Annotated in this window: 20 protein-coding genes and 2 pseudogenes; 9 read left to right on the top strand and 13 right to left on the bottom strand. The window is 58.2% G+C overall.

Annotated features, from left to right (window positions below; all coding sequences use genetic code 11):
• Positions 1 to 76 precede the first annotated feature (76 nt).
• Genes NO931_RS04795 through NO931_RS04805 form a run of 3 tightly spaced genes read left to right on the top strand, consistent with a single transcriptional unit; the run spans position 77 to position 3,161 of the window.
• Positions 77 to 1,111, top strand: coding sequence for a tRNA-guanine transglycosylase (locus NO931_RS04795; protein ID WP_256391499.1), 1,035 nt, complete (start codon positions 77 to 79; stop codon positions 1,109 to 1,111).
• Positions 1,108 to 2,004 (top strand): hypothetical protein, encoded by an 897-nt coding sequence (locus tag NO931_RS04800; protein ID WP_375142032.1) that lies wholly within the window; start codon positions 1,108 to 1,110, stop codon positions 2,002 to 2,004. Before NO931_RS04795 ends, NO931_RS04800 begins: the two co-directional genes overlap by 4 nt.
• Positions 2,004 to 3,161: a BREX system ATP-binding domain-containing protein gene (locus NO931_RS04805; protein WP_256391501.1), complete on the top strand. Its 1,158-nt coding sequence runs from the start codon at positions 2,004 to 2,006 to the stop codon at positions 3,159 to 3,161. Before NO931_RS04800 ends, NO931_RS04805 begins: the two co-directional genes overlap by 1 nt.
• Before the next feature lie 10 nt (positions 3,162 to 3,171).
• Here NO931_RS04805 and NO931_RS04810 read toward each other — a convergent pair whose 3' ends face one another.
• Entirely contained in the window at positions 3,172 to 3,414 is a 243-nt protein-coding gene (locus NO931_RS04810) for a helix-turn-helix domain-containing protein (protein WP_256391502.1), read from the bottom strand.
• Between the two features lie 257 nt (positions 3,415 to 3,671).
• On the opposite strand from NO931_RS04810, the gene NO931_RS20905 reads away from it, so the two are divergent.
• Entirely contained in the window at positions 3,672 to 4,028 is a 357-nt protein-coding gene (locus tag NO931_RS20905) for a DUF7344 domain-containing protein (RefSeq protein ID WP_445668780.1), read from the top strand.
• A 594-nt stretch (positions 4,029 to 4,622) separates the two neighbouring features.
• Here the strand turns inward: NO931_RS20905 and NO931_RS04815 are convergent.
• Positions 4,623 to 5,040 (bottom strand): annotated as a pseudogene (locus NO931_RS04815) (RNA polymerase subunit sigma-70); the annotation flags it as partial.
• A gap of 39 nt (positions 5,041 to 5,079) precedes the next feature.
• Between NO931_RS04815 and NO931_RS04820 the strand changes: the two are divergent.
• Positions 5,080 to 5,358, top strand: coding sequence for a hypothetical protein (locus NO931_RS04820; RefSeq protein WP_256392053.1), 279 nt, complete (start codon positions 5,080 to 5,082; stop codon positions 5,356 to 5,358).
• A gap of 217 nt (positions 5,359 to 5,575) precedes the next feature.
• Here the strand turns inward: NO931_RS04820 and NO931_RS04825 are convergent, their stop codons facing one another.
• Positions 5,576 to 5,863 carry an SHOCT domain-containing protein gene (locus tag NO931_RS04825; protein WP_256391503.1) on the bottom strand — a complete coding sequence of 96 codons (288 nt, stop codon included), beginning with the start codon at positions 5,861 to 5,863 and terminating at the stop codon, positions 5,576 to 5,578.
• Positions 5,864 to 5,897: 34 nt separating this feature from the next.
• Complete coding sequence (locus NO931_RS04830) at positions 5,898 to 6,092, bottom strand: hypothetical protein (protein ID WP_256391504.1); 195 nt, start codon at positions 6,090 to 6,092, stop codon at positions 5,898 to 5,900.
• A 118-nt stretch (positions 6,093 to 6,210) separates the two neighbouring features.
• On the opposite strand from NO931_RS04830, the pseudogene NO931_RS04835 reads away from it, so the two are divergent.
• A pseudogene (locus tag NO931_RS04835) lies at positions 6,211 to 6,955 on the top strand (glycerol dehydrogenase); the annotation flags it as partial.
• Positions 6,956 to 6,998: 43 nt separating this feature from the next.
• On the opposite strand, the gene NO931_RS04840 reads toward NO931_RS04835, so the two are convergent.
• The 7 genes from NO931_RS04840 to NO931_RS04875 form a co-directional block, all read right to left on the bottom strand.
• Positions 6,999 to 10,832: an ATP-binding protein gene (locus NO931_RS04840; protein ID WP_256391505.1), complete on the bottom strand. Its 3,834-nt coding sequence runs from the start codon at positions 10,830 to 10,832 to the stop codon at positions 6,999 to 7,001.
• A 185-nt stretch (positions 10,833 to 11,017) separates the two neighbouring features.
• Complete coding sequence (locus tag NO931_RS04845) at positions 11,018 to 11,890, bottom strand: hypothetical protein (protein ID WP_256391506.1); 873 nt, start codon at positions 11,888 to 11,890, stop codon at positions 11,018 to 11,020.
• 589 nt (positions 11,891 to 12,479) lie between these two features.
• Positions 12,480 to 12,698, bottom strand: a complete 219-nt coding sequence (locus NO931_RS04855) for a hypothetical protein (protein ID WP_256392054.1) — start codon at positions 12,696 to 12,698, stop codon at positions 12,480 to 12,482.
• Between the two features lie 380 nt (positions 12,699 to 13,078).
• On the bottom strand, positions 13,079 to 14,254 hold the full coding sequence (locus NO931_RS04860; RefSeq protein WP_256391507.1) for a mandelate racemase family protein: 1,176 nt from the start codon (positions 14,252 to 14,254) through the stop codon (positions 13,079 to 13,081).
• Positions 14,255 to 14,328: 74 nt separating this feature from the next.
• Positions 14,329 to 15,195 carry an MBL fold metallo-hydrolase gene (locus NO931_RS04865; protein ID WP_256391508.1) on the bottom strand — a complete coding sequence of 289 codons (867 nt, stop codon included), beginning with the start codon at positions 15,193 to 15,195 and terminating at the stop codon, positions 14,329 to 14,331.
• 71 nt (positions 15,196 to 15,266) lie between these two features.
• On the bottom strand, positions 15,267 to 16,349 hold the full coding sequence (gene gfo6, locus NO931_RS04870; protein WP_256391509.1) for a D-xylose 1-dehydrogenase Gfo6: 1,083 nt from the start codon (positions 16,347 to 16,349) through the stop codon (positions 15,267 to 15,269).
• Positions 16,350 to 16,418: 69 nt separating this feature from the next.
• Positions 16,419 to 17,174 carry an ATP-binding cassette domain-containing protein gene (locus NO931_RS04875; protein WP_256391510.1) on the bottom strand — a complete coding sequence of 252 codons (756 nt, stop codon included), beginning with the start codon at positions 17,172 to 17,174 and terminating at the stop codon, positions 16,419 to 16,421.
• A gap of 125 nt (positions 17,175 to 17,299) precedes the next feature.
• Here NO931_RS04875 and NO931_RS04880 point away from each other — a divergent pair, with 125 nt between their 5' ends.
• Together NO931_RS04880 and NO931_RS04885 are read left to right on the top strand one after the other, a co-directional pair.
• On the top strand, positions 17,300 to 18,283 hold the full coding sequence (locus NO931_RS04880) for an ABC transporter permease (RefSeq protein ID WP_256391511.1): 984 nt from the start codon (positions 17,300 to 17,302) through the stop codon (positions 18,281 to 18,283).
• A 75-nt stretch (positions 18,284 to 18,358) separates the two neighbouring features.
• Complete coding sequence (locus NO931_RS04885; RefSeq protein WP_256391512.1) at positions 18,359 to 19,336, top strand: substrate-binding domain-containing protein; 978 nt, start codon at positions 18,359 to 18,361, stop codon at positions 19,334 to 19,336.
• Positions 19,337 to 19,395: 59 nt separating this feature from the next.
• Here the strand turns inward: NO931_RS04885 and xacF are convergent, their stop codons facing one another.
• Positions 19,396 to 20,835 (bottom strand): 2,5-dioxovalerate dehydrogenase, encoded by a 1,440-nt coding sequence (gene xacF / locus NO931_RS04890; protein ID WP_256391513.1) that lies wholly within the window; start codon positions 20,833 to 20,835, stop codon positions 19,396 to 19,398.
• A gap of 90 nt (positions 20,836 to 20,925) precedes the next feature.
• Here xacF and NO931_RS04895 point away from each other — a divergent pair, with 90 nt between their 5' ends.
• Positions 20,926 to 21,789 (top strand): fumarylacetoacetate hydrolase family protein, encoded by an 864-nt coding sequence (locus tag NO931_RS04895; protein ID WP_256392039.1) that lies wholly within the window; start codon positions 20,926 to 20,928, stop codon positions 21,787 to 21,789.
• A 66-nt stretch (positions 21,790 to 21,855) separates the two neighbouring features.
• Here NO931_RS04895 and NO931_RS04900 read toward each other — a convergent pair whose 3' ends face one another.
• Entirely contained in the window at positions 21,856 to 22,620 is a 765-nt protein-coding gene (locus NO931_RS04900; RefSeq protein ID WP_256391514.1) for an IclR family transcriptional regulator, read from the bottom strand.
• Positions 22,621 to 23,304 lie beyond the last annotated feature (684 nt).

The raw sequence follows: 23,304 nt of genomic DNA on the forward strand, positions 1-23,304 counted from the left end.
GATAAGTTTCAGATGTATGAATGGAGCATATCGCCCCATTCACTAAATAAGAGGACAGCCTATCCGAGCGGGAGGCATGTTGTATCGACGCCAGGAACTCGACCTTCCCCGAGGGGAACTAGATACCCCTGTTCTCTTTCCCGTCAGAAACATCGGGAAGCGATCGAGTGACAATACACCGACGTACGTCGGCACGATCCCAGACTTCTCGGCAGCGATGATCAACGCGAGATCCATCCGCAACCGAGACCCAATGTGGCAGAGAATATCGAATGGTGTAACGTTACGGGAGGAAATGGACGTCCCCGAGGACACCATCGTTTTCGCGGACAGTGGTGGGTTCGATTTCGCCAACGAAGAAGTGGACACTACCCCAGCAAAAACACTTGACACCCAGAGTCAATTGGACGCGGACATCCTCGGTACAGTCGACATTCCTCTCTCAAGGGACAACCGGGCAGCAGAAAATCAACGACGAATCGACCAAAGCATCGAGTACGCACTCAAAGCGAGCGACCACCACGATGGAGATGGACTTCTCTTCGCGAGTGTACATGGTTACGATTCAGAGACGATTCGGAATAACATACAATACCTGGAGAAGAACGGCGAATTCGATGGGTATGCCCTCGGAAGTATGGTCCCGATACGAACCGATTATAAAAAAGTAACAAAATTGATACTGTCTGCACGAAACGCGACAGATAAGCACCTGCATGTGTACGGCCTCGGGGGCCTCGTCTATCAACCACTTCTGCTCTACTTGGGGGTCGACAGTTTCGACTCTTCGGCCTTCATTCGTAGCGCAGGCAACCGGAACTATCTGATTCCGGGCTTCGGCGGGGAAGAGCTACGGAATATCGAGGAACTAGACAGGCTTCCCTGTCCCTGTCCAGTGTGTGGACAAAGGGAACTCGACGAGATTCGCGAAGACCGAACTGCCCTGACCCAGCATAATCTCTGGGCACTCGCGACTGAACTACGTCGCTTCCGCTATGTCGCCGAATCTGGTCGAGACATCGAAGAGTATCTCGACTTGCGTTTCAGTGGAAACGAGGTCACTAAGCGTGCATACGAAACCGCAAAGCAACAGGTGCGGAGGCTCACATGAGCGACGCGAGGCCAACTGTAAGGCCAGTCACTCTCAGTCGGATGGCTGAACTGACTCATGCCTCCGAAGCAGTTAGCAAGTCAACTGAGGAGCTCGAAGACGAATTGGACGTGAGTCACCGGCGTGCGCGTGAAACGATTCTCGAAGCAAAACGCATCTCCTTGCTCAACGAAGATGACTCTGACGAGGAGCCAGTCTACACGACGACTGAGGTCGGTTTGTCGTTCCTCAGTGCAATTCGCGACGAGGACTGGAGTCAAGTAAGCACAATCCTGGAGACACGTAGTCCACACTACGGGACCTTCATCGAGGTTCTCAAAGACGTCGAAAACGCTGGTTTAGACACACTCCTGACCCAGTTGGAAGAGGCTCAAGAATTCAGCCCATATTCGTATAACCAAACGAGTGTGGAGGTGCTCGGTGACTGGGCTGAGCGGTTGGGTCGGGTTCAACGAAATGCGTTCACGGGAGACTACTACTTGACAGATCAGGCGGCGATACCCGCCAACTTCCACTACCTGCTCTTGGGCGTGTACGACGACCTCGAAGAAAGAGCGGGCGTCGACCTGCGCCAGCGCTACCTGTCGATTCCACGTCTTCGTGAGGAGACCTGTGAACGACTCGGCTGCACTCGTGATGATTTCAACAATGCGCTGCTTGGGCTCTGCCGGCAGAACGTCGGTAAACTTGAGCTGTCGGGCGCACCGATGGATACGGCTGCAAAGGATGCCGCACTCGGTATCAAGCGTATTGCGCTCTCCGAAGAGGACGGTTTAGTCAGCACTTCTCAGTCCACTCAGCAGGTCATGGCCGGTGTCGAACAGTTCGGTAAGAAATACTACTACCTCGCGGTGCACGACCGCAACATCGAATACACACAGGAGGCTACATAATGTCCGACGCATTCACGATCACCGACGAGCAGCAAGACTACTCACAGTACGACTTGGACGCGAATCCATTCCCGTACAGTCCGGTACCCGCTGAAGATCCCGAGATATACTGTGGCCAACAGCACGTCTCGGGCAAGATCAGCTCAACTGTCTCGTCGATGCTCTCTACCGGCAAGTCCAAGCACTTGGTAGTCACGGGGAAGTATGGCAACGGAAAGTCACACACGCTCAAGTATACCCGTTCACTCCTCCGCGATCGCGATGATGTCGTCGTAGGATACGTTGCTCAGCCTGGGGAAGGATTCCTCGACATCTACCACGAATTCGTCTACGATCTGGGCTTCAACCGACTCCAAGAGCTCGCGTACGAGTTCCTTGCATCGGTGGCGAGAAATGCCACCGACACGAACCCGATCGGCGCCAGTGCGATGGAGTCGCTGATAGACGATGGCGACGTACTTCTCTCGGAAATTGTCCCCGAGGCGATTCGCCGCCTCAGCGATGTGACGAAGTTCGCCGACTTTGCGCGTGCCATCATCCACATGGTGTACGAAGATACGAATCTCTACGCGTGGCAGTGGCTCACCGCAGAGGGGATTCGATACGAGCAGCGCAAGGAGATGGAAATTCACAGCGCACTCGACGACGACACGATGGGTGTTCGGGCCTTCACCGCACTCAAAAATATGCTCCTCGAACTCGGCTATACCGGTATTTTCGTCTTCGTCGACGAGTTTGAGAGCATCGCACGACTCTCACCCAAAGACGAACAGGCAACACTCAACAGCATTCGGCACCTGATGGATCAGAACAGTTCGGGACTATGCATGCTGTTTGGTTGTGCTCCCGAGGTCTGGCAAGACGTGATGAGTGAGTACCACGCATTCAGTGAGCGAATTGGGGAAGAAGTTGCTCTGAAACCCCTCACAAGTGAGAACCTCTATGAGTTGGTGCGTGATTATTTAGATCAAGAGAGGATGTCTTCTGCTGAAAATGAGGGGATAGACCCATTCTCTGAGGAGGCTTTGGATTTGATTCTCCAAACATCACAGGGCAATATCCGACAAGTCCTATCTATGTGTAGCCGTATCCTCGATGATGCCGCAGAATCACAGAAAAATAAAATCACGTCTTCTTGGGTCGAAGGAAAGATCTGAGATCAATAATTCAGGCGTTACCATTTCGGGGATCGTCAACGAATTCATAAAGCCCCTCCGTGACCTTAGTTACCCATCCAGCAGCGATGAGTTGCCTAAGTGCATAATTCACCTGCTGTTTGTTTAGACCGGTCTGTTCCCGTAGGAATAATGGATTCGCTCGTCCCCAGGGTTGAGATGAACCCCGCCCTTCCTTCAAAACATTCAGGATTTCTTCCTCGTTTTCACTCGGAGTGTATTCCTCATTAGTCATATGTGGCGAATACGCGTCAGTTCGTATAGTCGTATCCTTCCGCATTCATCTAACAGAGTAAATTACTACGTTAGAATTAAGAGTCTGGGAGAGTGTTGATGGTATGAAGCGCGGTCCTTCAGAAACGAGGGCGGTGCTGGAGACACCGCACCCGCGCTGCCTGAGACAGACAGCATGTACATTCAAACCGACAACCTGCAAAAATCCGATGATCAGAAGCGGTATGTACCGCCGAATGGAATTCGAGGAGATCTTGTATGACGTCTAATGTTCATTACCCCAGTAGCGTTGCGAATGTCCTTGGAATACTCGGAAATAAACGGCGAGTCCTTCTATTAAATTACTTATTCCTATTCGGGTACGAACAGGGTATCGAAGTCCGACATCTGGCTAGGGTGATTGGAGGCGTCGAAAATGGGATTTCACCACGAGAAGTCACTACCGAAGATTATGAATCAGTATATAATGGGTTGATTCAGAACCACCTGCCCAAACTCGCCAAATACGATATTATTGATTACGACGACCGCGCGAAAGTCGTAACAGTCACTCCTCGTATTGAGGAGTATGTGATCCTGATTGTGATTGCTCGAATTATATCTCCAAATCGGTGAATGAGTATGAATGGGTCTGCCCGCTGCACCAGTATTCTTCAGTCGGCAGATTGCGTTGGGTTGATTGTCGTTCTCGGTGTACGGTGTTCTATGACATAACAAATAATTGAGTAACTCGAATACTCTGCCGATCAGGTCGCCGTTGAATTCCTTCGCGAGACCGTGATCGTTCTCAACATGAGGGGCACTCAGCTCCAGACGTCCTTATGCTAGCCACGGTCGACTGACACGGTCATTTTATTTTGCCTCGCCATGGGCGGAGGCGAGTTTCAATGAGACTCTCGATACGAGTTATCGATCAAGATAAGAACGAACAGACAATTTCCGGCGTCAAGCGGGATGACTGGGAAAATATGAATGATTCCTGTCCGGAGTGTGGAGGGCTTGAGTTCAACCATTTTTCAGTATCTGGCGGACATTACGGATCACGTGATTCCGCTGTCGTAATGCGTTCTGATTTTTGGGATGCTGACAAATCCCTATTCACACGGTGCCGTGAGTGCCGCGAGATTCTCTACAAGCATCCTGTATTCGATCTTCTCTTTCGACCCAATGATAATGGGGAACTCCCTTTTGACTTCTAATCTGACCTTTCTAGAGCTTGAGACCGTCGTACATCCGGTTGATCATCGCCAGCGCCGACTGGAACTGGGCGTAGTTTTCGCGCATGTACTCGATCGTTTCGGTTCTCGGGATCACCGGATCCCCCCGACGTGTTGGATGTCGAGTGAGGGGTGTGGTTCGAGGATGATCTGCAGCGGTCCGTCCAGTTCGTCTCGAGGCTGTCGCTCCAATGCGGTGGGAAGGTCGAAGGACTCAAAGAATGCCTCCCAGGCGTCGATGTCCTGTTCCCGGACGGCCCGGAACAACGGATAGTCGTCGGGCTCGCGACCGACTGGTAGCCGCCTTGTGTCCACACATAGACGTCGTCTATCCGTGTGAACGCGAACGGCCAGTCACCGAACTGTGGGATAACGTAGGTCTCCTCGATGGTGGGGGAACTGACGCCGGCGATCGTGAACGACCCCAGGCGCTGCGCGACCGCGCGCTCGTGTACGTTGTCGCCCTCTCGGGTGCCCGCGGGGCCGAGGTGTTCCGCGACAAGAACGACGACTACCGCGAAGGGCTACGCTGGAAGGACGTCGATCTCGATCGCGGCATCTTCGAGGTGTTCGGGGAGACCCACGAAAACCAAGAGGTGGCCCTCCCGACATCGGCGGGCAGTAGGGTGGCGAGCAATGTCGAGAACGACAAACTTCGAGCGGTTCGAGTTTACCAGAACCCCACCGGAATGGGCGAGTACGAAAAAATGAGGTCCTCGCCGGAGTAATTGAAGAAGCTGACAGTAACACATACTACAAGTGCGTATTGCAGAAAGACGACGGTGCTGAACCTGGTGGGTCTACGAACAAGATGGTGGCTTGATGAACTACGGTCCTGACCTCCCGACCGCCGTGCGGTAGATGCTCGGGAAGTTGGCCGAGGACGCTAAGTAAGCTACTCGAAACGTTCTAAGATCGGCTCGGCTAAGCTTTCGCCGATCCCGTTCACGGGCTCCAGTCGCTCGCTATCGGCACGCCGGAGTCCTCGAGAGAATCGACCTCCCGCACCACCGCCAGCGACAGCTCGGGCCCGATGCCCGGGACGGGCGTCACTGTCGCCCGGATACGCTCAGTCTCTGGGTCAAGTAGCGTCTCGACGCAGCGCTCGAATTCGATCTCGTCGATCTCGCCGGCGACGTACGCTTCGCGAGCGGCCTCGACGGTGTTCTCGTCAGGTACGTCCGGGGACACGCGGTCATAGAGCATCGCGACGCCGAGTACGATGAGCAGCACTGCGGAGAACCAGTTCGGTGAGCCGTAACATGGATTAGGCCTCAATCTCGTCCAGACAGACCGTCACTTCGTAGCGCCCGCCGCTGATCGTGTCGATCCAAATCTGCGTCGGACCGCCGTCGGTTCGGATGGTGATATCGTCACCAGAGATGGCTGCGGCTGCCGTCCGGTTCGTCGTAGCGCTTGCACCGACCACGGCGCCCGGTATCTCGGGGTTGTCAATATTCAACTCGTATCCAGGGTAGAACGTCGGATCTGCGTTGTGTCAAACCGAGACTTTCGAAATGTTCAGCGATTGCGCGTCGGTGTCGGTTGGGAGGTCAGCCCCATCGTCGCCGTCGCACGCCATCGCGTCGACAGATGCCCCCACAAGTTCGCTCTCAGTGATTTATACTGAACACGGCGAGTTCGAGGAGTACTGGTTCCACTCGAAGAACCCGGAACTTGTCCTCGTCGATACGGTAATCATCGCGGCGGCACCGACCCTGGACGTTCCGGTCAGGTATCGCCGACGCGCTTGCAACGTGGTTCGAGGCCGACGCAACCTACCGCTTGCAGGGCGAGAACATCCTCGGTGGGGCCTCAACACGGACCGGTCACGCGCTTGCCGAACTCTATTATGACACGTTGCGCCGACACGGCGTTTCGGCCGTCCACGCGGTTGAGAACGACGCCGTGACCGAAAGCGTCGAAGCCGTGACCGAGGCGAATACACTGCTCAGTGGCCTCGAATTCGAGAGCGGCGGGCTCGCAGCGGCCCACTCGATCCACTACGGACTCACGCAACTCGAGGCAACTCACGACGCGCCCCACGGTGAGAAGGTCAACATCGGCACTCTTGCCCAACTTGTCCTCGAGGGCAAGGACGACGAGTTCGTCGACTACGTCATCGAATTCTCGCTCGACATTGGGCTGCCAGTAACGCTCGTGGACATCGGTCTTGACGATCCTACGGAGGACCAACTCGAGACGGTCGCCGAGGCAGCATGCGTCGAGGAGGAGACGATCCAGAATGAGCCATTCCCAGTCGAGCCTGCGATGGTCCGGGACGCGCTGGCGACCGTGAACTCGCTCGGCGAGCGCCACAAGTAGCACATCCCCTATCGAATTCCAATAGGTTGTCGAACGTGGCGATTCAGCTATCCTCCAACTCCTTTTGGATGTGCGTGACCGGATAGATCGCAGTCGCCCCAGCCGCATCCAATTTGAACTGCTGAGGCGGCGTATTCCGACTGTAGGTCTTCTCCACTCGCGGCTCGCCTTCATTCGGATTGTACAGCGTCTCGAGGACGTCGTGGCCATCCTGTCGCTTCAACACGACCCAGATCGCCTCCTCTGGGTCACACGAGGCCATCTTATCGAAGTCCTCAAGAACAGCCGTCGACCGATCGTGGTTGATCCGTTCGGCTTCGACCGTCACCACCACATTCCCATCTTCATCTAACCCTGCACAATCGAGGCGATGGCCATCGTCCAACTCGTAGTACGGATGGACCGTGACCACAGCTGAGTCTGGATTCTCCTTGTACTCCTGGACGAGATAGCGTCGAGCGGCTTCAATCAGACAGACGTGCTGGGAAGACTCCTCTAGGTCACCGACACCATGCCCGTAGTCGATGCCCTCGCGATAGGCCTCACCGATAACCGATCGACCGTCAGGAGAGACTGAATACAATCGATGAGGATGATCACCGTCGCGCCGGAGCACATCTTCCTCGATGAGTGCCTCGATCTCCTCGGGTTCGATGCCGACGTACTCCTGCAATCGTATCATGCTGTCGTAGACAATATCGTACTCCAGCCAATCGTAGCGCAACTGCTGGGCGTTGTAGACCGCTTGCAAGAACAACAACTGTGAGATCGACCACTCTGAGTCCTCGATTTCTGCGGGCGAGAGCTTCAGATTGAACTCACACACAGGGATGGTATCGCGATCGGCCCTGTCCATCGAAAAACAGCACTCGATGGCACGCACCATCCCCTCGATCGCTGGGTCGTATCGGTTTTCACAGCGACTACACTGGAGCGCGTGCATCGAGTCGTCGTACTCGATGAATTTCGGCAGGCGCTTCGTGTGGGGTAGTAGCGTATCGACCCGGACAGCGGGGTGTTCGGTATCCTCCACAGATACGGTCTCGTCCTCAGCATCCTCGTCAGTCATCTCCGCTTCACTCTCATCCTCACTGCCTGCGAACATCGAATCGGCCTGAGCGAGTCCAGCATCGAGGAACGTCTCCGATTGCACCTGCTCGAATGCCGCCTCGAACAGGGCTGCATCTGTCCCTGTGAGTGGGTCATCACTCGCGGGATGGCCAGATGGTGCAGGCAGTGATTCTGCGAGGAATGGGCGTGGGAGTGGCTCACCGAAATCAGTTGCAGGGCGGACGAGCCACTCGCCTCGGCGCATCCCACTCAGGCGCCGTGCAACCTCCTGTGGGCCCATCGCCTCGGTCGCAAGCGCTTTGGTCAACTCGTCGTCGACGGTGACGTTCCCGACGACGAACGTCGCTGTCTCGTTGAGTGCTTCGAGGTACGTGTCGTTCTCGGGATCAGCTGAGGCGAGCTGACGAGCGAACTGGACGCCAAGCGTCACGGAGAGATTGAACGACCGTCCCTGTGACAACAACGTATCGACGAGCGACGTGTCTGCAACGTCTGCGGCCTCTTCGAGATACAGGTTCACCAGCGGCGGCGTATCCGGCGTCTCTGGATCGTGCTCACGAGCCTTGAGTGCACTCCAGAGGTTCGAGAGCAAGACGAGCGTGAGCGTCCGCTTCACGCGGTCTTCCATCCCACCGAAATCGAAGATGACGACCTTGTCTTCGTTCACTACGTCCGCGAAGTCGAAGCGCGGGTCGGCTTCGATCGCGTCTGTCTCCACAGTCTCTGCATCCGAATCCGGGACGTACTCGAAGATCGGCCCCAGTCGACTGTCGGTCGCAATTTCGTCGACCCGGCCGATCGCACCTCCGAGTACTTTCTTGAAGACGTCTCTGTCGCGTTCGATGAGACTCTCGAAGTACCCCGTGTATCGGTCATCAGAGACCGGTGGTGTTGCGTGTTGTTCCTGCGTGCGCCGCAATGCATCGTAGAGATCAGCATGAGAGAACGCCTCATCACCGTGGATCGGATCAAAGAGTGCCTTGATGTGATTGCGAATCACCTTCGGCGAGTCGACGGCGCGCCCGAAGCGTTCTGTCCCCATCACGCCCGCGAGGATCTCTTCGTAGTGGCCAGCCACTCGTGAGCGCGCTTCTTCCCGAGGGATCCCAGCATCAAGCAATGGCTCGATATCAAAGAAGGTGAGCGCGGGCAGCACCTCCGTGAGATCGAAATACAGTACGTCATCCAAATTGCCATACTCCGCGTAGTGGGTTCGGAGATACTCTTCTGCGGTGCCACCGCCTTTCGTGTCGAAGATGATCTCCGGACCATCTGTCGCGGCTACGTTTGTTCGGATTCCCCCACCCATCAAGACCGTCTTCCCCGCGCCAGTGTCGCCCACGACGAGGATGTGTCGGTTCTGATGACTGGGTGTGAGCGCGAATGGATGACTGTACGGACGACGATCCTGTGTCAGTGGCATGCAGAACGTCATCCCCGGTGGTTTGTACCGAGCGAGTTGCTGGGGCGGCGGCAGTCTGATCCCCGTTCGTTCAGCCGTTCTCGCCGCAAGCGCTCGCTGTCCATTCGGCGTCAGTCGTCCACCGTCCAGCAGGCAGAAGTTTGGGAGTTCCTCTGGTGCAACGACGATCCCCGCACTTTCGTGTGGAACGCCTGGAAGGTGGTTCCGAATGGTCTCATAGGAGACGTCGCTGATCGTCCGCTCACAGAGATCCTCGAAAAGTTGCGTCCCGGGCGGATTCGCCAAGGGTGGGTGAAGCTCATCATCGGTCGCAATGCGAGCGGAGATCTCGTGATGATCGCCACTCAGATGCCCGAACACACGCGCCAAACGGCCTGCCGTTGAATCGGCCTGCTCGGGCGTTTCGTGTGTCAACGCGACGGCCCGCGTCGAGAGACAGAAGCTTCGGCGGAGAGTACGATCTCGGATACCATCGATCCGGGCCTGATCTGTGGCGGTCGGCTCATACGCGCGGATATCCTCCTCTGATCGTGGCGAAAACGCTTCAACAATCTTCGACCCGAATGAGCCCTCGCCGCGTTCGAGGTCGAAAATATACTCATCTGCCGGTGCGGTTTGATCACCGTATGGCCGACACACTGTCTGAAAGATGACGGGGACGTCTGTCTGATGCAGTGTCTCGATGAGTGTCGCCAACGGAACGCGCCGAGTGTCGCCGTCGCGTGCGTCCGGTTTGCTGCTTGCAGCTGGCTGTCGCGTACTCGCTTGGATGAACGACTCGAAGGGAGTGAGTGGACAGAGCCAATCATGCCGGCCTTTCCCAGTCCCTCGGTATTCGACGCCTGCAATGTATGGCTCGGCAGGTGCAGCGTCTATCGCCTCTCGCTCGGGGTGGGGTTCTGGGTCACCAGACTGTGGTCCCGCAATCGGCATCGGGAGCCGTTCGACCACGTCATGTGGATGCCAGTCGACGCGCTGGAGTTCGTATGTATTCGGGAAACACGTCCGGAGGATCCCCTCAAGATCGTCCAGCAGGTCCTCATCCGTCGTGCCGACGAGATACCTGATACTCCCGTCTGTGTGGCCATCAGAAACGAGCAGCCATTCCACGAGCGGGCGTTCGACAGATCGGGTCAGCGTCTGTAAGAGTCCGCTCTTGGTCGCATCGCGTAGCAGCGAGCACAAGAGATCCATCGCGCGTGCGATGGTCTGGGTAGAAAGAGCGGTCTCTGATGGACGTATCTCGATATACGATCGCGGCTCGATCGTCTCGAGAGCAGATCGCTTGGTCGTCGTCGTCTCTTCGAGCGTATCGTCGGCGTCACCGGGCGCAGTGGGAGAGTACGGTTCGTCTGTATCGATGTTGGTGTTCGGCGTCGACATAGTAGCAAATGGATAGTATGTGTCTCTAGAGGCGACATAATCCACTCACTATGGGGTAATGAGTACCAGTTATCTTAGATAGGAGATTCTGCTTCGGTGAACCCTCCACATGTCCAGACAGGTGATGGGCGAGACGAGTATTCTCCGTCCGGAGACGCCCGCTGTGTATGTCGCTACAGCGAGGATCACCAATGTGGACGAAGTTTTGCGGTCACGAACAACGACCGACGTACGGGTGGTTCGATTGTGATGACTCGATCGATGCCATACTGTGCTTCCTCAGCACCCCATTCGGTCACATCGTACGGAAGTGTGCTTACAGCAGACAGCGGGTCGTACATCTCCTGTTTGAGCTCCTTGGAGAACGACCGGTTGCTGAGACTCGACAACGAGGTTCCAAATATGGGATTTGTGCCGTGGATCCCGAGTGATGGTCGCTCGTACGCTGCGTCATCTGTGGCCGCAGCCTCGGTGTTGGCGAGCGTTTCTGGATGGAACTCGTCGGTAATCTGTACTGTTCGGCTGAGCACCTTCCCTCGATTGCCCGAGAGATCGAGCCTGCGTAGCGGCCACTGGTCGTGCGTTCGTGGTCGTTCCTCGTCGATGGCCTCGAAGAACGGCGTGATGTCCGTCGCATCGAGTATGGGCCCTCGAAGAAGCAATCCATACTGGACGTCAAACGCGGGACCGTCCCTTTCCTGTGTCGCTTCAATGTAGAACCACCCCAGATCCGTCTCCCACACACCTGCTCCGACCGCTACATCTGGCGCCCGCGATTGCTTGATCCGCGGTACTGGGACAGTGTCTGCCTGCGAGGCGTACCCTTCGATGGATTCGAGATCGTCAAGGAATCGCGCAGGCGTATTCGAGAAGGTCTGGACCGTTTCGAATCGGACGCCATAGTGAAACCCACCGGGCCCACGACGAGATCCGAGGTGGCGCTCTACCGCATCGAACAGGTCGGCAATCTCCTCGGTGGTTTGTGCTTGTCGTGTCCCCGAGAGGGTGGTGAAGATCGGTGCGGATCGTTCGAGTGACGGAAAGAGCCATAACGGCATACAGACGATAACGCGTCCGCCGTAGTTTCGTGTGAGTATTCGCTGTGTTTGCTCCGTTGAGGGCCAGTTTGTTGGAATCTGACGCTCAAAGTCCGCGTGCTGGTGAGACGACCAGGACAGTTCTTTAGGGAGCGTACAATGTTCGGTGAAAGAATCGAGTGCCATTCAAGGATGCCTGGCGAAGGTGAGAATACGCGATAACGTTAGGTTGTCGAAACGCCGTCTAAGGCCATTATAGGAAGAATAGTGAGATATCAGGAGGTTTGGTACTATCTAGCCACAGAGTGATCCGGTCGAAAAGTAGGGCCTTCATGCCACTCATCGACTGTTCCCAGGCCCTCGCCGCGAATGTTCTTTCTATGGCTCACAATGGGTGCACCAATCACTCAGCGGAGAGGGAACAGCGGGGGTGAACTACACGGTGCCCATATGCCCAAAGTATCAATTCCATATACAACTACAAAATTAGAAACATTCAGTGTCAAATAGATGTGGAAAGCCGTTCACGACTGAGTACAGAAGGTAGATCTACAGCCTGCTAACGATGTGAGTCCGGATCACATTGCGCTTGACGAGACGGCGATCCGAATCAACAGGCAGCAGTTCTGGCTGTACGTGCCGTTGGTTCAAAAACGAATGGACACATATTCATGGCATTCCCGATGAGATACTCAAAAAATTTAGAGAATTTCTTAAGAATATCCATAATGAACATCATGTCAAAGACGCTGGCTTTCTCGTTGATCACGCGAGCATATCCCGGTTGCGTTACGTCGATCAGGGGCTCCGATTTCAGCAGATCAAACATAAAATCGTAACGTCAAAGAATATGACTGGATATATATGTTACAACAAAAATACTAGTCTAGTAATATGTCTGGCTACATTTATTGGGCAATCGTCGAATCGTGGTATAGACGCAAGATGGCGCCAAGGACCACATCGTTGTTGCAGAGACGGACGACCTGAACTTCGCATCGACTGCGACCGTCTCGTCGGTCTGCACCTGCGCGGGCGGGCGCTGCCTGGCGAACGACGTCGTTGAGGAAGCCGCCTACGACCTACATGGACAAGATGACCTGCATCGAGCGTTGGCCGATCTCGTGAGACCGAGCGCCCCCGCGGTGTGCGAAGCGGGACGGACCATTCCAACTTCAACAGAGCCAACGAAAGGCCCCGCGAGCGACGTTACTGGTAGGTGTGGACGTCGCCAGTAGTGTTCGCCTCAATGTAGTCCCAGTCGTACTCGACGCCGAGGCCGGGGCCGTCCGGCACGGCGACGGTGCCGTCGTCGTCGACGGCGTCCATCAGGTCGGAGTAGCCGCCCTCGTAGACGGGGGGCTGCGTGTTCTGACAGTGCGGATGGACCAGCGCCATCTCGTAGTAGTTCGAGTTGCGACAGGCGGCGATGCAGTGGCGCTGTGCGGGTCCAGGCGCGTGGAACTCCACGTCGAGGCCGTACGCCTCGGCCATGTGGGCCACCTTCATCGCACCGGTGATACCGGCGTCGTATTCGGGGTCGGCCCGCAGGAAGTCTGTCGACTCGTTGGCGGCGAAGTCGGACTTAATCTCCAGTCCACGGATGTGCTCGGTCTGGAGGATTGGTGTGTCGAGTTTCTGTGCGAGCTTCCGGTGGGCGTGCTGGGAGATACCGCCGTCGCGGAACGGGTCCTCGTACCAGAAGAAGCCCTGATCGTCCAGCGCACGGCCGAGCTCGAGCGCGTCCGCGAATGTCTCGAGTTCGCAAGCCGGGTCGTGCATCAGGTCCATCTCGTCGCCGACGCGTTCGCCGACGGCGTGGACAGCCTCTATCTCGCGGGTGAGGTCGCGGGACTCATCGCCCCCACCCCAGCCATGGATCTTGAACCCGCCGTACCCCTCGTCGCGGCAGTGCTCAGCGAAGTCGGCGAACGCCTCTGGGGAGTCGAGTCCGCCGGCGTCGTCGCCGTGGTACGTCGACGCGTAGGCAGGGATGCGTTCGCGGTAGGTGCCCAGAATCTCGTGGATGGGCGCGTCGTAGTACTTGCCCGCGAAGTCCCACAGTGCGATGTCGATGGGGCCGATCCCCATCCGGTCGTACTTTCGCAGGGCGCGTTTGATCTCCGACCAGTGCTTCTCGCGCTTGAGGGGATTTTTGCCGATCAGATACTTTGCGATGATGTTGTACTGGGCCGCCGCCGGGGAGTTCCCGCCGACGTACTCGCCAGTGACCCCCTCGTCCGTGTGGATCTTGACGCCGAACAGCTTCCGGTAGGTCGTCTCGCCGGGCTCGTACACCAGGTTGAACCCGTGTTCGTCGGTGCCCACGTCCTCGAGGGGGTACTCGAACTCACGGCTCTCGATCCTCGTTATCGTCGGTGCCATGCCCTGTCATTTCGCGGAGCGGATAATAAAGCTATTCACCCTTGGCTTCGGGGGCCGCGCCGGGCGGCCCTACCTCACTCCCCATCGAGCGCCCCGATGCGACGGATCCCGTATTCACCGAGACGGAACGAACAGCCGACATGCGGCGGCTCGATCACCCGGGGATACTCGAACGAGGTCGCGTGCTCGTGAAGCACCTTGGGGTCGGCGCCGACGCCCTGCCACATATCATGGTGTGAGGGGACCAGCCGGTCCAGTTCCAACTGGTTGGCTGCCTCGATCACCTGATTCTCGTCCATGTACCAGCGGGTACGCTCGCCGTGGCCGAGGTCATGCTTGTAGACCTCACCGACGGAACCGAACGCAAGCGCCCCGACGTCGAGAGAGAACTCGTCGGCCACGTCCGTGAACTCCTCGGCCGGACGGCTGTCGCCGCCGTGGAAGAACGTGCCCGCATCGTGTTCGATGACGTAGCTCACTGGCTCAATGGCATCCGGGTCGTTCGCGCCACGCACGTGGACGTCGAAATCGCCCACGTTGAAGTCGTCGCCCGCTGCGACCACGTTGCGACGGCCGTCGGGCGCCCGCATGTTGCCGTCGAAGTCGGGCGAGTCATAGGACGCACTCGGCGCGTACAGGTCCGCTCCGCAGTCCTCGACGAGCGGCCCGTACGATGGCGGGTGCATATGATCGATGTGCTCGTGAGTCACCAATACTCCGTCACAGGCCGTCGCGTCGGCTGGGTCCATCGGTACCGGGATCATCCGGATGATGTTCGGCGGGTCGCCGGCCCCGAAGTACGGGTCGACATACAGCGTCGTCGACTGCGACCGGAGGATGAAGCCGTTGCAGCCGAGATACCAGACAATGACGCCGTCGTCCGGGTCTTTGCCTTCGATTTCGTCGTTGACGAACCAGTTGCCCCAGGTGGAACGTATCATATCACGGATGCTCGTTGGGCCGGATCAAAAATGTTTGTGACAGGTAAAGCCGAGACCGCCATGGGTCGCCCTCAGTCGAGTTCGACCGTCGACTCGGTCTCGGAGGCTTCATAGACGGCCTTGATCGCCTCGATGTCGACGAGGCCGTGATCGCCGTCCGGATACGGTTCCTCGCCTGTGAGCAGGCAGTGTGAGAAGTACTCAAACTCTTCTTCCATCTGGTCTATCTGCTCGAAGTCGACGTCGAACGTCGTGCCACCCCGGGAGACGGTGAGCGCGCGGTCGTCCCACGGGTAGAATGCGGGCTCGACGCGGACCTGCCCCTCAGTGCCGATGACGGAGATGTGGCTCGCCATGTGGGCGTTCTGACTCGCGGTGCAGACCGCGTACACGTGCCCGGGGAAGTCCAGCTGGAACGCGCCGTGTTCGTCGGGTACGTCCGAGAACTCCTCCTGGACGGAGGCAACTGTGCCACGGACACGGAGGGGATCCTCGCCGAGCAGGAAGCGGCTGGTGTTCAGCGGGTACAGGCCGATGTCCATCACTGCACACCCGCCGGACAGTTCGCCGTCGAGCCGCCATTGGTCGGGGTCGGGGACCAGGTCAAGAATCGGCTCGGTCATGTTCCCGTTGATGAACACCGGATCACCGATGACCCCTTCATCGATCATATCCTTCGCGCGGCGGACCGCGGGTTCGGTGTGCATTCGGTAGGCGATCATCAGTGTCGTGTCGTGCTCCTCGCATACCTCGACCATCCGCTCGGCGCGTTCGATGGTCGCCTCCATGGGTTTCTCACAGAGGATCGCCTTGTCCAGTTCGGCGGCCGTCTCTACGAACGAGAGGTGGCGTGCATTCGGTGTGACCACGTAGACGGCGTCGTACGCGTCGCTCGCAACACCCTCGTGGAACTCGTCGTAGGTGATCGCGTGCTCGACCGTCGACGATGACTCCGCGACGTCGGCGGCCTTCTCGCGGTCGCCACTGACTAGCACAGTCGTCTCGCAGAGGTCGCCGTTGGCGACGGCGGGCATCGCCTGTTCGCGCGTCCACCAGCCGACGCCTATCATGGCGAAGCGGACCGGGTCGTCCGTCTCGGTGAGCTCCTGCCAGTCCCGTCGGTCGAAGTCGTCCGCGAGTGCTTCGAACTCCATATCCGACTCCTCTCGCCGGGTCGTAATATGCGTTGCGTTGGCAGGGGGCGATCCGGCCGTTGGTGCCGGTCAGGCCGTCTGGGTGTCGCTCTCCTCACTGCTGGTCGTCCGGCCGCTGACCATCCGTGAGACGACTTCGTCTCGTGTCACTGTCGCCGCGTCCAAGACGCCGGCGTCGTGGCCCTGGTGAAGCACTTTGATTCGGTCGGCCACCTGCTGGAGGTGCTCTAGATTGTGGGAAATGAGCAGAACGGAGATGCCCCGGTCGCGCATCTGTTCGATCAGTTCGAGAACCCTGTCGACACCCTCCACGGAGAGCGCGCTCGTGGGTTCGTCCATAATGACGATGTCGGGATCGGAGAGCAGCATCCGCGAGACAGCAACGAGTTGGCGTTGTCCTCCCGAGAGATCGCCGGCGGTCTGGTCGGGTTCGACGCCGATTTCGAGGTCGTCCAGCAACTCGGCTGCGCGCTCGCGCATCGAAGACTTGTCCAGAAGGCCGAACACGCGGTCCGCACCGATCATCTCTTCTCGTCCCAGGAAGATGTTCTGTGCAACCGTGAGGTTCGGCGCAAGCGCTAGGTCTTGGAACGTCGTCTCAATGCCGAGCGACTTCGAGTTTCGGGGGCTGTCGATGGCTACCTCCTCGCCACGGATCCGAATCGACCCGTTCGTCGGCTCGTGGGCACCAGCGAGACACTTGATCAGTGTCGACTTTCCAGCGCCGTTGTCGCCGACCAGACCCAGTACTTCCCCCTCACGGAGCGTCAGGTCGACCCCATCCAGCGCAATAATCTCGCCGAACTGCTTGCGGATGTCTCGCATCTCGACTACTGTGCTGTCAGTTGTCATGCTAAACCGGTTTGGCCGCGGTAACAAAATCCTTATGGTGATTTAAGATTGGTGCCATAACCCGAATATATATGAATGATTGGTGAACATGAGAAACCATGGCAACCGAGTCCACGGCGACGCCCAGATCGCTCTCCGACTACGTCTCCCTTCAGACTCTCGGGCAGTACGGCCCCATACTCGGTTTGGTGGGCCTGTACCTGTTTTTCGCGCTCAACACGGCGAACTTCATGACGTATGCGAATCAGGTGAACCTCCTCAGGCAGGTCTCGATAATCGGCATTCTGGCCATCGGGAGCACGTTCGTCATTCTGGCGGCGGAGATTGACCTCAGTATCGCCGAGATGATGGAGTTTACTGGACTGCTCATCGCCTCATTGGCGACGGGCGGCTTGCTGTCAAGTGCGGTCCCAATCCCTCTGGCCATCCTCGCGGGCTTGGCTGCGGCGGTCGTACTCGGTGGGATCTCCGGCTACGTCACTAGTCGGTTCGGCGTCCCGTCGTTCATGACGACGCTGGCGATGTTGTTCCTTGCTGACGGCTTCGGACAGATAGTCTCCTCAAACCGGCCGATCATCGGCCTCCCGGACGCCCTACTGTGGCTTGGGAGCGGAAGCACGTTCGGCTTCCCGAACATCGTGATCACGTTCCTCGTTCTCCTTGCCGTCTCCCAGATCATCCTCTCGTATACGCGGTTCGGGCTCTATCTCTACGCGGTCGGCGGCGACGCTGATGCCGCCGAACTGATGGGGATCAACGTGAAGTTCCTCCGGATGGGTGTTCTGGTACTCTCGGCCGTCTTCACCGTCATTGCTGGCATCGTGATGATGGGTCGCATCGGAAGCGCTACGCCGAACATGGGGTCGAACCTGCTCCTGCCGCCGATCGCGGCGGTCATCCTCGGCGGCACCGACCTATTCGGCGGCAAGGGCAATATGATCGGTACGCTCATCGGCGTTCTCATCCTCGGGTCGCTGTCGAACGGTCTCAACCTGATGGGCGTCGACCCAGCTGGCCAGCTCGTCGCACAGGGCGTCGTCCTCATGATCGCGGTGCTGGCGAACGTCGCCGGCGACCGTTAACGTCCGGTTCGGCCGTCCCAGCGCCGCCGACCGCTCCGATAATATTATAAAAGATCATCGATAATCGTGTATCGTATGCCATCCAATACCAGTAGGCGGAGTGTCCTGAACGGAGCAGCGGCGGCCGGCGTCGTGGGCCTCGCAGGCTGTCTGAACCTCGGTAGCGGCGGCGGAAGCGACGCTGAGAACGAAACGGCCCTGTCGGTACCGTCCCTTGAGTTGACGTTCTTCGCCCGGATGCAGAATGCGTTCAATAACCTCACTGAAGAGCGTGACGACCTCGGTGGATCGTTCTACGACGCCGGGAACTCACAGGCACAGCAGGTGTCCGACCTCGAGACGCCAATCTCACAGGGCGTCGACTTCATTATGGTCGCCCCGATCACCGCCGAGGGGATCAGCCCAGTCGTCCAGCAAGCCAACGACGCTGACATCCCTGTTGTCACCATCGACCGCAACATCTCGGAGGGCGATATCGCCACCTACGTCGCATCCGACAACGTAGCGCTCGGCCGTCGATCAATGGAGCTCTGTTACGGCTTCATGACTGACCTCTCGGATCAGGACGAGTACAACGTCGTTGAACTCCAAGGGACCCAGGGCGCGTCCGTCACCAACGAACGCGCCGAGGGGGCAGGTGAGGCCATCGATTCAACTGACGACCTGACTCTCCTCGACAGCCAGACTGGGGACTTCTCCACTGAGGAGGCTGTCAGCGTGATGGAGGACTTCATCACGAGCTACGGCGACGACATCGACGGCGTGTACGCGCACAACGACCTGATGGCGCTCGGTGCTCACCAAGCTATCAACAACGCCGGCGTCGATGACATAGCGATCACGGGTATCGACGGGAGCGAGGCGTGGGTCCAAGAGGTCCAGAACGTCGATCACTACGGCACGCTCGCACAGCTGCCGGAGGAGATGGTCAGTCAGGGCGTTGACTTCGGCCTACAGGCTGTCGACGGGGAGGACCTGGACGATTACTACCAGATCGAGGGGCTCGAAGTCACGTCCGAGAATGCAGGCGGGTACCTCGACGACTACTTCTAGCGCCCCCTCGCTCCTCCACCGTAGTCAGGCAGATAGACGGTGCGAACCCGGTTCCGACCTCAGTAGTTGTCGTACACCGTCTTGCTGATAGTGTAGAAGTCCAGCCCAGCGTCGCCCTGCTCGCGGTACGTCTCGCTCGAGGATGCCTTCACCCCACCGAACGGAACGTGGAGTTCGAGCCCGGTCGTCTTCTCGTTGATCTTCACGACGCCCGACTCGGCCTCGTCGACGAACCGGTTGGCCTCCGTGTGGTCGTCCGTGACGATGCTGGCCGAGAGCCCGTATTCGACACCGTTGGCGATTTCGAGAGCCTCTTCGTAGCCGCTGACCGGGATGATCGATAGCACCGGGCCGAAAATCTCCTCTTGGGCGATCCGATAGTCCGGATCCACGTCCGAGAAGACGGCGGGTTCGACGAAGTATCCCTCGCGGTCGAGCGCCGCGCCGCCCGTCTCCAGGGTCGCGCCCTCGCGCTTGCCGACCTCGACGTAGTCGACGGTGCTCTCTAATTCGGACTCGTTGACGTGGGGACCCATGTCCGGGTCGTCGAGACCGGGACCGGGCTCAATCTCCTTTGCGCGTTCAACGACTGCGTCGACGAATTCGTCGTACACGTCCTCGTACACGATGGCGCGAGAGCAGGCAGTGCACGCCTGCCCCGTAACGCCGAACGCGCCGGACGCGACGATGTCGGCAGCCTCCTCGACGTCGGCGCTGTCGGAGACGACCGTCGGGTTCTTGCCGCCCATCTCCAACTGGACGCGCTTGCCGTCGTCAGTCGCAGTATCGTATACCGTGTTGCCGACCGCCGTGCTCCCAGTGAACGAGATGGCGTCGACATCTGGGTGGCTGGCGATAGTATCGCCGACCTTGCTACCGGGACCGGTAACGACGTTCAGGACGCCGTCGGGAAGGCCCGCCTCGTCAAGTGCCTTTGCCATCTCGTGGACCACGCCGGGTGCGAGCGACGCGGGCTTGATGACCGCTGCGTTCCCGGCCGCTAGCGCGGGCGCGATCTTCCAGGCAGGGATGGCAATCGGGTAGTTCCACGGCGTGATCAGTCCCGCGACCCCGAGTGGTTCGTTTTCCGTATACAGGTTCGTATTCCGGGCGCTGGAACTCTTGACCGTGCCGCCGAGGTCACTCGCCTTCGCGCCGTAGTAGTCGAAGATGTCGATGGCGCGCTGAACCTCACCACCAGCCTCGCTCCGTGTCTTTCCCTCCTCGCGGACGAGGAGTTCGGTCAGTTCGTCTTTTCTCTCGTCCAGCAGGACGCTGGCCCGGGAGAGGACGCGACCGCGCTCGGGGCTGGGCATCGAACCCCACGTCTCGCTCGCGTCGACGGCGGCCTCAATGGCTACCTCAGTATCCTCGACATCTGACTGCGGGTAGGTGGCGACCGCCTCGTCCGGGGTTGCCGGGTCGTACGTCCGGAAAGTCTCGCCGCTGTTCGCGTCGATCCACTCGCCGTCCACGTAGTTCGCGTACTCCGATACCATACATATTAATCAGATTCGTTTCCCTTAACGCTTTACCCACCGGACCGCGACGACGGGAGATTTATAATGGGAAAGGTCTACCATTTTCTCATGCGTTACTTTCGGACTACCAGCGGATCCGACGACAGCCTGATAGCCGTCGAGGGCGACACAGCGTACGATCTCACTGCAGTCAAGCAACGACTCAACGGATTCGCGGATCTCGCGGCAGCGGCGAATGTCGCGGAAACAGGGGTCGACGACCTCGCGGCTGACCTGACGGCTGAGGCGCCTGTCGTCGATGTGACGCCGAGCGTCAGAGCGCTCCCGGTCGTCCCAGAGGAGGTGTGGGCCGCCGGCGTCACGTACGAGATCAGTGAGGAGGCCCGCGAGGCCGAGAGCGGGATGCCCGAGATGTACCTCGACGTGTATGGTGCGGAGCGGCCCGAGATATTCTTCAAGGCGACGCCGAGCCGAACGGTCGGCCCGGGTGACGCCATTGGCGTCCGCAGCGACTCCACATGGGACGTCCCTGAACCCGAACTCGGAATCGTCCTGTATGACGGCGATATCGTCGGCTACACGGTCGGCAACGACGTGAGCAGCCGGTCCATCGAGGGAGAGAACCCGCTCTACCTCCCGCAGGCGAAGGTATACGACCGCTGTTGCGCGCTCGGTCCCTGTGTTGCCTCACCGGAGTCCGTCGGTGACCCCCATGACCTGACAATGTCGATGTCGATCGAGCGCGACGGCGAGACGTTATACGACGACGCGACCTCGACCGGGGAGATGGCCCGAACCTGCGAGGAACTCGTCGACTACTGGACCGCCCACAACGCCATCCCCGAACTCGCCGTTCTGCTCACGGGCACGTCCTTGGTTCCCGAGGAGGGATTCACCCTCTCGCCCGGCGACGAGGTGCGTATCAGCATTGACGGCATCGGCGACCTGTCGAACCCCGTCATCGAGGTATAAGGTGGGCGGCCAAGCCGCCGAATCGTTTCACATTGCTGAACGCAAGTTCGTTGGAAGGAATGCTAATCAGGAGTACGTACGGTTCAGTTCAACGACATTGGCCGCACTTTCCAGTCGTTCCGGGATTTCCGACTCCAACCGCTCGCCTTTCATCCGGCTCTTCGGACCGGAGACGCTGATCGCGCCGACTGGACGCCGTTCGTCGTTGAGTATCGGCACGGCGACACAGCGGAGCCCGGCGATCCGCTCTTGCCTGTCGAACGCGATGCCGTGGTCCCTGATGTCTGCAAGTTCAGCCCGTAGCTCGTCCGGGTCGGTTGTCGTCCGCTCGGTCGTCTCCGGTAAGCCGTGCGCGTCGAGTATCTCGTCCACCCGTTCCTCGTCGCTGTACGCGAGGATCACCTTCCCCAGCGCGGTGCTGTGGAGGTACACTCTGTCGCCAGTCTTCGCCTCCACATTGACCGCACGGTCGCCACGAACCCGGCAGACGTAGACGCCCTGTCCGTGTTCCTCCACGAGAAGATTGACGAGTTCGCCGGTCTCGTCGGCCAACGTCTCCAGCTCGGGGCGGGCCGTCTCGTACAGCGAGTCTCGCTGACGCGCGTGCCGCCCTAAATTTAGGAACCGCAGCCCCACGTAGTACTTGCCGTCCTGCTTAAGAACGTACTCCTCCTGTTCGAGCGTCTCAAGATGGTTGTAAACGCTGCTCTTCGGCAATCCAAGCTCGTCGGCCACCGCCGTCACGCCTGCGCCGTTGAGGCGGCGGAGTGCCTCTAGCACCTCGAACGCCGTTACGACCGACCCGACCGGGTTCGCGGCTTTGTCTCCCATGTATCCCCCTGCGTTCGTTTCCTACAAGTATTTGTCTGTTCGTCTCTAACGAACAGTGGTCCGATGGTCACAGACACGTCATCCGAGAGCCGAATATTACTTGGGTCCATCCGCTCGTTTTTGCACGGCATCTGAGTTTTTGAGGCCAACAGCGGGTTTGATTGCCGAATCAATCTGAAGGTCGCGGGTTCGATTCGTTCATTTATGAGGAACGTGAAGTTGGCTTACATTACAGTAGAGGCTCGTAAAGGACCGCATGCCTGAGTGCTGGGAAACATCCTGATCCATCGCCGTAAGTGGCCATTTTCTTTTATATTATTTATTAATTTTACTTCCGGAAGGATGTATAATCTCGTTATGCTTTACGCCGTTAACAGTGTAACTGTGTTCTGAAAGAGCTTGTTCAGCTATACTGAAACGGGAGATAGGCCCACAGGTCCCGCTCAAATGTCGCAGTCGGTAGTCTGCATAGACCCGCTGAAGAGCGTTCCGCCTCACTCTTCATCCTTATCTGAACACCGCCGGAAGAACGAACTGTGATCCGCTATTGTTTCATCAACGGCTAACTCGCCAACGGTGAGCACGTCCCTCTATCTATCTCTCATTCTACTTCTTTAGGGTCCATGTCTTCGAGAACGCTACAGAGACCAGTCGAGATTGTATGCTCCCCCGTACATATTTTAC

This window comes from Natronoarchaeum rubrum, from assembly GCF_024494695.1.

What these genes read in the sequence shown, in the direction of transcription:
- NO931_RS04795 (WP_256391499.1), top strand. Translation starts at nt 77, where the DNA reads ATGTTGTATCGACGCCAGGAACTCGACCTTCCCCGAGGGGAACTAGAT.
- NO931_RS04800 (WP_375142032.1), top strand. Translation starts at nt 1,108, where the DNA reads ATGAGCGACGCGAGGCCAACTGTAAGGCCAGTCACTCTCAGTCGGATG.
- NO931_RS04805 (WP_256391501.1), top strand. Translation starts at nt 2,004, where the DNA reads ATGTCCGACGCATTCACGATCACCGACGAGCAGCAAGACTACTCACAG.
- NO931_RS04810 (WP_256391502.1), bottom strand. Translation starts at nt 3,414, where the DNA reads ATGACTAATGAGGAATACACTCCGAGTGAAAACGAGGAAGAAATCCTG.
- NO931_RS20905 (WP_445668780.1), top strand. Translation starts at nt 3,672, where the DNA reads ATGACGTCTAATGTTCATTACCCCAGTAGCGTTGCGAATGTCCTTGGA.
- NO931_RS04840 (WP_256391505.1), bottom strand. Translation starts at nt 10,832, where the DNA reads ATGTCGACGCCGAACACCAACATCGATACAGACGAACCGTACTCTCCC.
- NO931_RS04845 (WP_256391506.1), bottom strand. Translation starts at nt 11,890, where the DNA reads ATGCCGTTATGGCTCTTTCCGTCACTCGAACGATCCGCACCGATCTTC.
- NO931_RS04855 (WP_256392054.1), bottom strand. Translation starts at nt 12,698, where the DNA reads ATGTTTGATCTGCTGAAATCGGAGCCCCTGATCGACGTAACGCAACCG.
- NO931_RS04860 (WP_256391507.1), bottom strand. Translation starts at nt 14,254, where the DNA reads ATGGCACCGACGATAACGAGGATCGAGAGCCGTGAGTTCGAGTACCCC.
- NO931_RS04865 (WP_256391508.1), bottom strand. Translation starts at nt 15,195, where the DNA reads ATGATACGTTCCACCTGGGGCAACTGGTTCGTCAACGACGAAATCGAA.
- gfo6 (WP_256391509.1), bottom strand. Translation starts at nt 16,349, where the DNA reads ATGGAGTTCGAAGCACTCGCGGACGACTTCGACCGACGGGACTGGCAG.
- NO931_RS04875 (WP_256391510.1), bottom strand. Translation starts at nt 17,174, where the DNA reads ATGCGAGACATCCGCAAGCAGTTCGGCGAGATTATTGCGCTGGATGGG.
- NO931_RS04880 (WP_256391511.1), top strand. Translation starts at nt 17,300, where the DNA reads ATGGCAACCGAGTCCACGGCGACGCCCAGATCGCTCTCCGACTACGTC.
- NO931_RS04885 (WP_256391512.1), top strand. Translation starts at nt 18,359, where the DNA reads ATGCCATCCAATACCAGTAGGCGGAGTGTCCTGAACGGAGCAGCGGCG.
- xacF (WP_256391513.1), bottom strand. Translation starts at nt 20,835, where the DNA reads ATGGTATCGGAGTACGCGAACTACGTGGACGGCGAGTGGATCGACGCG.
- NO931_RS04895 (WP_256392039.1), top strand. Translation starts at nt 20,926, where the DNA reads ATGCGTTACTTTCGGACTACCAGCGGATCCGACGACAGCCTGATAGCC.
- NO931_RS04900 (WP_256391514.1), bottom strand. Translation starts at nt 22,620, where the DNA reads ATGGGAGACAAAGCCGCGAACCCGGTCGGGTCGGTCGTAACGGCGTTC.